At 70.0% G+C, this 9,604-nt stretch carries 8 protein-coding genes; 5 read left to right on the top strand and 3 right to left on the bottom strand.

Features of this window, described 5'->3' with window-relative positions; genetic code table 11:
• Window positions 1–787: 787 nt before the first annotated feature.
• Window positions 788–1,519 (bottom strand): FadR/GntR family transcriptional regulator, encoded by a 732-nt coding sequence (locus KGA66_RS26325; RefSeq protein ID WP_211471795.1) that lies wholly within the window; start codon window positions 1,517–1,519, stop codon window positions 788–790.
• Between the two features lie 829 nt (window positions 1,520–2,348).
• On the opposite strand from KGA66_RS26325, the gene KGA66_RS26320 reads away from it, so the two are divergent.
• From KGA66_RS26320 to KGA66_RS26305, 4 genes are read left to right on the top strand one after another with little or no spacing between them, the layout of a single operon-like run.
• Window positions 2,349–3,725 (top strand): enolase C-terminal domain-like protein, encoded by a 1,377-nt coding sequence (locus KGA66_RS26320; RefSeq protein WP_211471793.1) that lies wholly within the window; start codon window positions 2,349–2,351, stop codon window positions 3,723–3,725.
• Between the two features lie 11 nt (window positions 3,726–3,736).
• Window positions 3,737–4,798, top strand: coding sequence for a sugar ABC transporter substrate-binding protein (locus tag KGA66_RS26315; protein ID WP_211471791.1), 1,062 nt, complete (start codon window positions 3,737–3,739; stop codon window positions 4,796–4,798).
• A gap of 42 nt (window positions 4,799–4,840) precedes the next feature.
• The gene (locus tag KGA66_RS26310; protein ID WP_211471789.1) at window positions 4,841–6,361 is read left to right on the top strand and encodes a sugar ABC transporter ATP-binding protein; all 1,521 of its coding nucleotides are present in this window, start codon (window positions 4,841–4,843) and stop codon (window positions 6,359–6,361) included.
• Entirely contained in the window at window positions 6,342–7,391 is a 1,050-nt protein-coding gene (locus tag KGA66_RS26305) for an ABC transporter permease (RefSeq protein ID WP_211471787.1), read from the top strand. The genes KGA66_RS26310 and KGA66_RS26305 overlap by 20 nt, the downstream gene beginning before the upstream one ends.
• An 87-nt stretch (window positions 7,392–7,478) precedes the next feature.
• On the opposite strand, the gene KGA66_RS26300 is transcribed toward KGA66_RS26305, so the two are convergent.
• Entirely contained in the window at window positions 7,479–8,087 is a 609-nt protein-coding gene (locus KGA66_RS26300; protein ID WP_211471799.1) for an LUD domain-containing protein, read from the bottom strand.
• Between the two features lie 330 nt (window positions 8,088–8,417).
• On the opposite strand from KGA66_RS26300, the gene sigJ reads away from it, so the two are divergent.
• Window positions 8,418–9,356, top strand: a complete 939-nt coding sequence (gene sigJ, locus KGA66_RS26295; protein ID WP_211471785.1) for an RNA polymerase sigma factor SigJ — start codon at window positions 8,418–8,420, stop codon at window positions 9,354–9,356.
• Window positions 9,357–9,460: 104 nt separating this feature from the next.
• Here the strand turns inward: sigJ and KGA66_RS32315 are convergent, their stop codons facing one another.
• Window positions 9,461–9,592: a cellulose binding domain-containing protein gene (locus KGA66_RS32315; RefSeq protein WP_438822079.1), complete on the bottom strand. Its 132-nt coding sequence runs from the start codon at window positions 9,590–9,592 to the stop codon at window positions 9,461–9,463.
• Window positions 9,593–9,604 lie beyond the last annotated feature (12 nt).

Raw genomic sequence — 9,604 nt, 5'->3', positions numbered from 1 at the left:
AGCGGCATACCGCAGCACTCTGGGATGAACAGACACAAATCCTCCTGATGCGTCGCGATGTCATGTTGATGCGGCACAACCACGGACACATCGGATGTCTTTGTAGCGCAGTCACCGCAAGCCCGTCTAGACACGGCGCGTGTCCGGAGGGCGAACTGATGGGATGACTTGCCCGCAGGCGATATGAGCGAACGGGTGATCGACATGAAAGTTTCCTGATTCGCCGTTTTTCGGCGACGCGCCCGTTAACGTCGCAATACGTCAAAGCACGCAGATGAAAGGTGACAACCGCGCGCACCGATCTCGCTCTTGGGTGCGCATCGCGCCGACCGCCCTTGAGATTTTCGCATCATCTTGGCACCTTCACCAGACGATGCGACACACCCGGACAGGCTCGTCCCGCCACCGACAAGACCGACCCGTCGCGGCGGCGGATGTTAGCGGTCACATGCACGCTGTTGCGCACTTCCAGCCCACCCGTCCATATCGTCTTGGAGCGTCTTGCGTGAGATTCGCCGATCACCGGTCGTGGACCGACTCCGCCTGCTGACACCGACGGGGCGGGTGGCCGCCCGCCCCGCACAGACGCCCACGCGGGTCGGCGGAGCATGGGTCGCGCAGGACCCGCGTGTGGCCAGGCGGCCGCGCCGACCGGTCAACCGTCACTGACCGGCCGGCGCGGCTGAGGCGCGCCGCTGCGGGCTCAAGCGCCGCTGTTTCGCCTGTCTCGCCTGTCTCGCCGTCGCCTCACCGCGCCGCTCTTCGGCAGTAGCCGTCTCGCGCGTCCTCACGCGCCGGCGGCTCCGGGCGCCGCGTCGAGCGCGCCGGCGGCGTCCGCCTCCCCGGTCAGGTGCCTGCGCAGCCACTTCTCCGTCGTCGCCACGTGCACCAGCGCGGCCGCCTGGGCCAAGGCGGCGTCCCCGGCGGCCAGGGCCCGATAGATCGCCTCGTGTTCGGCCAGGGTGCGCTCCGCGGCGTTGCCCTCGATCAGCCCGCGCCACACCCGCACGCGCACCGTCCGGCTGGAGATGCCTTCCAGAATGCTCGCCAGGGTCTCGTTGCCGGTGGCCGCGACGACCGTGTTGTGGAACGCGGCGTCGTGCTTGTTGAGCAGTTCCACGTCGTCCTTGGCTTCGCGCATCGCGGCCAGGTGGTCCGCCACCTCGGCCAGGGCGGCGCCGCCGATGCGGGTCGCGGCCAGTCCGGTGGCGACCGGCTCGAACAGCCGGCGCACCTCGGTCAGTTCCAGCAGCGTCTCGCCCCGCAGCAGTTCGACCGCGGAACCCAGCCCCTCCAGCAGCACCCCCGGCTCCAGGCTGGTCACATAGGTGCCGTCGCCGCGGCGGATCTCCAGCACCCGCGCCAGCACCAGCGCCTTGACCGCCTCGCGCACCAGGTTTCGGGAGATGCCCAGCTCGGCCGCGAGCCGCGGCTCGGACGGCAGCCGCGAACCCGCGGGCAGCTGCCCCGAGAGGATCAGCTCCCGGATACGGTCGATCGCCCTGTCGGTCAACGACATCTCTCGGACCTCACTCGCCGACGCCTCGTCGCCGCAGCGTAACAGCTCGTTCGGCGCGGGTGACGGCATGGGCCCACCCGCACCGGGGCCCGGCCCCCGCGCCGTGGGCGGAAGGCCGAGGGGCGCTGTGGAATCGCTCATGCCGGCGTTCCTTCTCCCTGGCAATGCAGGCGCGGTCGCCGATCAAGGCGTGCGCGCGGATTCCGACGAGGGTCGATGCGGTGATGACGGGCCGGGCCCGGCGCGGTCCTTTCGCGGGGCCCGTAGACGCCGAAGAGCGAGATCGACGAGTATGCCGGCGCTCACGTCCCGGCTTCTCAAGGCGATTGACGAAGAGGCGGCCCGAGGCGTTCCGGACAACAGACGCTGCACCCCGCGCTGTGAGGTGTCAAGCGCTCTCGAAGACCCACCGCGAGAGCGTGAGCGGGCAATTCGGGGAATTCTCGTTCGACCGCCCAGCTGCGCTCCGGCGGGCACGATCGCGTGGCCAGGTTTCCGGCGATGCGAGGGCGATCGGAAAACGCGATGGCGCCCGGAGAGATTCGAACGTTCGACATCCGGCAACAGTTTGGAACAACTGAGATATGACCGCGCGGGACCGCCGCAACGGGCCGCGCGCACGGCGAACCACGCGCCCCTGGCGCAGCGGCGGCGGCCAGGGGATAATCCCGGCAGGCCGCCAGGCGAACCATCAGAGTTCGAACAAGGTGCCGCCGGCGGGAAACTTACACCCCGTCACTTGGCGCACGCGGCGGTCGGCCGTCGAAACATCCTATGAATTGGGGCCTCCCTCTAGACAGCCCCACGCTCCACGGCTTAAATACATCCCATGTCTGCCGCACCGGAGGTCATTGTAGCGGTGGAGGTGGCGGACATCCGCTTCCCCACCTCGCTCCAGCTCGACGGCTCTGACGCCATGAATCCCGAGCCCGACTACTCCGCGACCTACGTCACCGTGCGCACCAGCGGGGGTGCGGCCGGGTACGGGCTCGCATTCACCGTCGGCCGCGGCAACGACGTGCAGGTCGCCGCGGTGCGGGCGCTGGCCCCGCTGGTGGTCGGCCTGCCGGTGGCGGACGTGCTCGGGGATCTGGGCGGCTTCTCGCGGCGGCTGACCGGCGACAGCCAGTTGCGCTGGCTCGGCCCCGAGAAGGGCGCGATCCACATGGCCGCCGGGGCGATCGTCAACGCGGTCTGGGACCTGTACGGCCGACGCGAGGGCAAGCCGGTGTGGCGGCTGCTGTCCGAGCTGACGCCGGATCAACTCGTCGACCTGGTCGACTTCCGCTACCTGCAGGACGCCCTGACCCGCGCCGAGGCGCTGGCCATCCTGCGGCGCGCCGAAGCCGGCCGGGCCGAACGCACCGCGCTGCTGCTGGAGCGCGGCTACCCCGCATACACCACGACGCCCGGCTGGCTCGGCTACTCGGACGACAAACTGGTCCGGCTGGCCAAGGAAGCGGTCGCGGACGGATTCCCGCTGATCAAACTCAAGGTCGGCGCGGACCTCGGCGGTGATGTGCGGCGCATGCGCCTGGCCCGCGAGGCGGTCGGCGAGCACGTGCACATCGCCGTCGACGCGAACCAGGCATGGGGGGTGGACCAGGCCATCGACTGGATGACTCAGCTCGCGCCCTACCGCCCCTACTGGATCGAGGAACCCACCTCCCCCGACGACATCCTCGGGCACGCGGCGATCCGCCGCGCCATCGCACCCATCAAGGTCGCTACCGGCGAACACGTACACAACCAGGTGATGTTCAAGCAACTGCTCCAGGCCGGCGCGCTCGACGTGCTGCAACTGGACGCCAGCCGCACCGCCGGGGTCACCGAGAACATCGCGATCCTGCTGCTGGCCGCCAAGTTCGACGTCCCGGTGTGCCCGCACGCGGGCGGGGTCGGGCTGTGCGAGATGGTGCAACACCTGGCGATGTTCGACTACGTCGCGGTCAGCGGCACCATGCAGAACCGCATCATCGAGTACGTAGATCACCTGCACGAACACTTCACGGATCCGGTCCACGTCCGCGGCGGCAGGTACCTGGCGCCGGCCGCCGCTGGAATCAGTGCTCGAATCCACCCGAGCTCGGTCGCCGAGCACCGCTTCCCCGACGGCCCGGTGTGGTCCGTCGACGGCGATGGTGTGAGCGGTCCGCACCCGCTCGCCGGCGCTCCGGGCCTGTCCACGGCTCGCACCGCTCAGTGAGGAAGGCAGCAATGAAGCTCCAATGGCTCGCCGCCGCCGCGGCCGGCACGCTCTGCGTCACCGCGCTCGCCGCGTGCTCCAGCACCAAGTCCGCCGGATCGGGCGGCGCCGCCGCCCCCGTGGTCGGCGTGGACTATCCGCGTTCTGACACCGACTTCTGGAACTCCTTCATCCAGTACACCCCGCAGTTCGCCGGCAAGCTCGGCCTGAGCCTGAAGACCACCAACTCGCAGAACGACGTCGCGAAGCTGGCCGCCAACGCGCAGACCTTCATGGCCGAGGGCGTCCAGGGCGTCGTGATGGCCCCGCAGGACACCGCGGCGATCGCGCCGACCCTCAGCCAACTGGCCGCCAAGAAGATACCCGTGGTCTCGGTCGACACCCGGCCGGACACCGGCGAGGTCTACATGGTGGTGCGCGCCGACAACCGCGCGTACGGGCAGAAGGCGTGCGAGTTCCTGGGTACCAAGCTGAGCGGCAAGGGCGCGGTGGTCATGCTTGAGGGCGACCTGGCCTCGATCAACGGCCGTGACCGCACCGAGGCGTTCAACAGCTGCATGAAGCAGAACTTCCCGGGCATCACCGTCTACGGCGAGGCCACCAACTGGGACGGCGCCACCGCCGCGCAGAAGCTGCAGACCGACCTCACCGCGCACCCTGACGTCAAGGGCGTGTACATGGAGTCCAGCTTCGCGCTCTCCGGAACGCTGCAACTGCTCCAGCAGAAGGGCCTGCTGGTCGCGCCGACCGACCCCAAGCACGTCTTCGTCGTCTCCAACGACGGCATTCCGCAGGAGCTCAAGGACATCGCGTCCGGCAAGATCGACGCCACCGTCTCGCAGCCGGCCGACCTCTACGCCGAATACGCGCTCTACTACATCAAGGCCGCGATCGCCGGCAAGAGCTTCAAACCCGGGCCGACCGACCACAACAGCACCATCATCCAGGTGCGAGCCGGCCTGCTCGAAGACCAGCTCTCCGCCCCGCTGGTGACCGCGGACGGCGGCACGTACGGCGGGATACCCAGCCTGAAGAACACTGATTCGTCCCTCTGGGGCAACCACCTGAGCTGACCGAGGGCGGCCGGCACTGCACACGACGGAACGCGGTGTGAGATGAGTACTGCCCCGCCGGTCGCCGAGGCGACGGGCATCACCAAGCGGTTCGGCTCGACGGTGGCGCTGCGCGAGGCGCGCCTGGCGGTCCAGCCGGGCGAGACGCACGCCCTCGTCGGGCGCAACGGCGCCGGTAAGTCGACGCTGGTCTCGATCCTCACCGGGCTTCAGGCTCCGGACGAGGGCGCCGTGCGCTTCGACGGGTCGCCGGCGCCTCGCCTGGCCGACCGCGAGGGCTGGCGCCGGCGCGTCGCCTGCGTCTATCAGAAGTCGACGATCATCCCGCAGCTGACCGTCGCGGAGAACCTGTTCCTGCACCGCCACGCGCGCGGCCGGGCCGGCCTGATCAGCTGGCCGGCCGTGCGCCGCCAGGCCCGCGAGCTGCTGGCGACCTGGTCCGTGGACGTCGACGCCGCGGTACCGGCCGCGCAGCTCTCGGTCGAGCAGCGCCAGTTCGTGGAGATAGCCAGGGCGCTGTCGTTCGGCGCGCGCTTCATCGTCCTCGACGAGCCGACCGCGCAGCTCGACGGCGCGGCGATCGCCCGGCTGTTCCAGCGGATGCGCGAGCTGCAGGGACAGGGCGTGACCTTCCTGTACATCAGCCACCATCTGGAGGAGATCTACGAGATCTGCGACACGGTGACGGTGTTCCGGGACGCGCGCTACGTGCTGACCGCGCCGGTGCGGCAGTTGGCGCGCGCCGACCTGGTGGCGGCCATGACCGGCGAGGCGGCCCTCGCGCGCGCCGGGCACCGGCGCGCCGCGGACGCGGGCGGCGCGGCCGAGACCCTGGCCGTGACGGACCTGTCGTTGTCAGGGGCCTACGAAAATGTGTCGTTCACGGTGCGCGCGGGGGAGATCGTCGGCCTGGCCGGTGCGGCCGGCAGCGGCCGCACCGAACTGGCCGAGACGGTCGCTGGCCTGCGCGCCGCGGACTCGGGCCGGGTGCGTATCGCCGGGCGCGGGCCGAAGCCGGGCAGCGTGCCGGACGCGCTGGCCGCAGGCGTAGGTTTCGTGCCGCAGGACCGCCACCTTCAGGGCTACGTGCCGGGGATGTCCATCGCCGACAACGGCACGCTCACCGTCCCCGGGCGGCTCGGCGCGCACGGCTTCATCAACCATCGGCGGCGCGACACGATCGCCCGCACGATGATCGAGAACCTCGCCATCAAGGCGCCGGGACCGGATCTGCACGTCTCCGGTCTGTCGGGAGGCAACCAGCAGAAGGTGGTCATGGCGCGCGCGCTGGCCAACGACCCCCGGGTGCTGGTGCTGATCAGCCCGACCGCCGGGGTGGACGTGCGATCCAAGGAATTCCTGCTCGACAAGGTCGAGCAGACCGCCGCGGGCGGAACCGGGGTGCTCATCGCCTCCGACGAACTGGACGACCTGCGCATGTGCGACCGGGTTCTGGTGCTCTTCCAGGGCCGGCTGGTCGCCGAGATGGCACGCGGCTGGCACGACCACGCCCTGGTCGCCGCGATGGAAGGAGTGGATCTGGATGTCCGAGACCACGTCTGAGAGCGCGCCGCGGACCACGGCGGCGAACGCCCCGGACGCCGATGCGCCGGACGCCGGGCCGCGCCGGCGCATCGCCATCGCCCGGCTGCGTGATCTGGCCCTGATACCCGCCGTCATCGCGATCGCGATCGTCGGCCAGATCGTCAGCCCGGTCTTCCTGCAGACCGACAACCTCATCAACGTCCTGCAGACCATGTCCGAGATGGCGGTCCTGGTGCTGGCCGAGACGCTGGTGCTGATCGTGAAGAAGATGGACCTGTCGCTGGAGTCCACCGTGGGCCTGGCTCCCGGCATCGCGGCCTGGCTCACGGTGCCGAAGGGCGCCGGGCACGGGCTCGGCCTGCTGCCGGGCACCTGGGCGGTGCCCGTCACGCTCGCGGTGGGCCTGGCCGTCGGCATCGTCAACGCGCTGCTGATCATCCGCTTCGGGCTCAACGGGTTCATCGTCACGCTCGGCATGCTGATCGTGCTGCGCGGACTGCTCACCGGCATCTCCGGCGGGCAGACCTTCTTCAACCTGACCGGCTCGATGCTCTACATCGGCACGGCGCAGTGGCTGGGCATGCCGGCCTCGGTCTGGGTCACCCTGATCCTGTTCGCGATCGGGATAGTGGCGCTCAGCTACACCAGCTTCGGCCGCTCCCTGTACGCGATCGGCGGCAACGTGGACGCCGCCAAGGCCGCCGGCATCCGCACCGACCGGGTGCTGTGGACGGTGATGATCACCGCGAGCACCCTGGCCGCGCTCAGTGGCCTGATGCTCTCGGGGCGGCTGGCCTCGGTGGCCTCCGCGCAGGGCAACGGCGACATCTTCACGGTCTTCGCGGCCGCCGTGATCGGAGGCATCAGCCTGAACGGCGGCAAGGGCAGCATGTTCGGCGCCTTCACCGGCATCCTGCTGCTCTTCCTCATCCAGAACGTGCTCACGCTGGGCGGGGTTCCGGCGCAGTGGATCGGCGCCCTCAACGGCACGATCATCCTGGTCGCCCTCGTCATCTCCCGGATCACCGGCGGCAAGGTCCAGGACTGAGGCGGCCGGCACGCAAGCAGCCGGGCCGGGAAATGAGACAGTGCCGGCACACGGCGAGGGCGACCGGCTGGTTCGGTCGCCTGGGAGTCAGTAGCCGATGGCCTCGCGCAGCAGCAGGACGGTTCCGCGCCCGGGCCGGGATTCCGCATTGAGGACGAGTAGGTGGTTCACGGCGCTGGGCATCCCGTATACCGCCTGGGCGCGCGCGGTCTCCAGAGGGAGGGCGTGCTCTTCGATCCGGCGCAGCGCGGTGCTCAGGTCCGGCACCACCTTCTGCGCGCCGACGATCCAGATCGCGTGGGCGGCGCCGCCGGCGTTGGCCGGCAGTTGGCTGCCGCTGCCCGAGGCGATGACGAGCGAGCCGGTTTCGGTGACCGCGGCAACGCTGTTCACGACGAAGTCGGGGCTGGCGACCAGCCGTCTGATCTCGTCGGCGCCGGTGGCGCGGTCGATGGCCAACACCCGCGGCCGCACGGCGTCGTACCGGCCGCCGGCGTTGATGTCGGCGTCGATGCCCGACAGGCGCAGGGTCTCGCTGGATCCGGTGAACACGCTGGAGCCCTCAGGTATCAGATGCCTGACGAGAGTGCGCGCGGCCGCGACCGCGTCGAGGATCTCCACGGCGAAGCCGTTGGCGCGCAGCGCGGCGGCCGCCCGTTCCAAGCGCTCGGCCGGCGCCGGGTCGGCGAATGACATGGCCTGCGTCGAGGTCGAGGTCGAGGTCGAGGACACGGCCGCGGTCGCGGTCGGGTTCGGGGACGCGGTCGGAGGCGGGGGCGGGGTCGTGTCGGTCATCGGTGTCTCCTCAGGTGGCCATGATGTCCTGCGTCTCGCGGGGCGCCACGAGCCGGGCGTTACTGCATCGAACGTTGTGGTTGTGGACGACGGCGCTGAGCCGTGATCTCGTCTTCACCGGTACGACAACGCAGCCGCTCGGAACGTGAGGCGGCGCGCCGACCTCACAGCTCGGCCCGCTGTCTTGTCGTATCTGTCAGAGGCGGATACGAGCGAGGGAGACCGCAAGCGATGACCACCCGATTCGGGCCGGGCGACGACCGGGCTGATCCGGGCCTGAGCGCGATCATGAGCGAGCGCAGTCAGCTGGTCAACCTCGCCTATCGACTCCTCGGTTCGCTGACCGACGCCGAGGACGTCCTTCAGGAAACATACGCCCGGTGGTATGCCATGACCGCGCGCGAACAGGAGGCCATCGAGTCGCCCGGTGCCTGGTTGACGAAGGTCGCCAGCCGCATCTGCCTCAACATGCTCGGCTCGGCCAGGGCCAGGCGCGAGACGTACGTCGGCGAATGGATCCCGGAACCGCTGCCGGACCCTACCGCGTGGATCACCGGGCTTTCCGGGGAGGGCGGGACCGACCCGGTGGACCGGGTCACCCTCGACGAGTCGGTCACGATGGCGTTCCTCGTCGTCCTCGATTCGATGACCCCGGCCGAGCGCGTCGCGTTCGTCCTGCACGACGTCTTCCGCTATCCCTTCGGCGAGGTCGCGCAGATCGTCGGCCGCACCCCGGCGGCCTGTCGCCAGCTCGCCTCCTCGGCCCGCCGGCGCATCCGCACATCCCGGGCTCCGGTGGGTCCGAGCGCCAAGCAGGCCGGCATCGTCAGGGATTTCAAGGCGGCGTGGGAGGCCAAGGACATCGACGCCCTGATCGGGTTGCTCGATCCCGACGCCACCGCGACCGCTGACGGCGGCGGGCTGGCCGTCACCCACCTGCGTCCGATCGTGGGCGGGACGCAGATCGCGCGTGCCTACGCCGAGATCGCCCGCATCGCATCAGCCGGCAGAACGTTCGCCGAGACCACGGTCAACGGTCTGCCGGGCCTGGTGGCGCTGGAGGACGGCCGCGTTCTGACCGTGTTCGCGTTCGAGACGGCGGGCGATCGGATCAAGCACATCTGGGCGGTGCGCAACCCCGAAAAGCTGCGTCCTTGGAGGGGAGGGTGAGCAGCGATCCGAAGGTCTCCTCACCCTGGCTCCGGGCGGCTCTCCAGCCGGAACCTGCCGCGCGCGTGCGGACACGCGAGATGTCCGCACGCGCGGCGGGCTTACTACTTGCCGGTGCAGGTGAGGGCGGGGGTGGAGGGTGCGCCGTTGGCGGTGAAACCGAAGGTGGTCGACGCCCCGGCGGCCAGCGTGCCGTTGTAGGAGGCGTTCGCGACTGTCACGCTCGAGCCGCTCACGCTGTACGAACC

It is taken from the genome of Actinocrinis puniceicyclus, from assembly GCF_018283645.1.
Taxonomy (GTDB): Bacteria; Actinomycetota; Actinomycetes; order Streptomycetales; family Catenulisporaceae; genus Actinocrinis; species Actinocrinis puniceicyclus.
Note: the sequence above shows the minus strand (reverse complement) of the source record. Positions and strands in the feature narration are given on the sequence as shown.

Bases quoted from the DNA above. Each gene is read 5' to 3' on its own strand.
- KGA66_RS26325 (WP_211471795.1), bottom strand. From the start codon at position 1,519: ATGTCGTTGACCGACAGGGCGATCGACCGTATCCGGGAGCTGATCCTC.
- KGA66_RS26305 (WP_211471787.1), top strand. From the start codon at position 6,342: ATGTCCGAGACCACGTCTGAGAGCGCGCCGCGGACCACGGCGGCGAAC.
- KGA66_RS26320 (WP_211471793.1), top strand. From the start codon at position 2,349: ATGTCTGCCGCACCGGAGGTCATTGTAGCGGTGGAGGTGGCGGACATC.
- KGA66_RS26315 (WP_211471791.1), top strand. From the start codon at position 3,737: ATGAAGCTCCAATGGCTCGCCGCCGCCGCGGCCGGCACGCTCTGCGTC.
- KGA66_RS26300 (WP_211471799.1), bottom strand. From the start codon at position 8,087: ATGTCATTCGCCGACCCGGCGCCGGCCGAGCGCTTGGAACGGGCGGCC.
- KGA66_RS26310 (WP_211471789.1), top strand. From the start codon at position 4,841: ATGAGTACTGCCCCGCCGGTCGCCGAGGCGACGGGCATCACCAAGCGG.
- sigJ (WP_211471785.1), top strand. From the start codon at position 8,418: ATGACCACCCGATTCGGGCCGGGCGACGACCGGGCTGATCCGGGCCTG.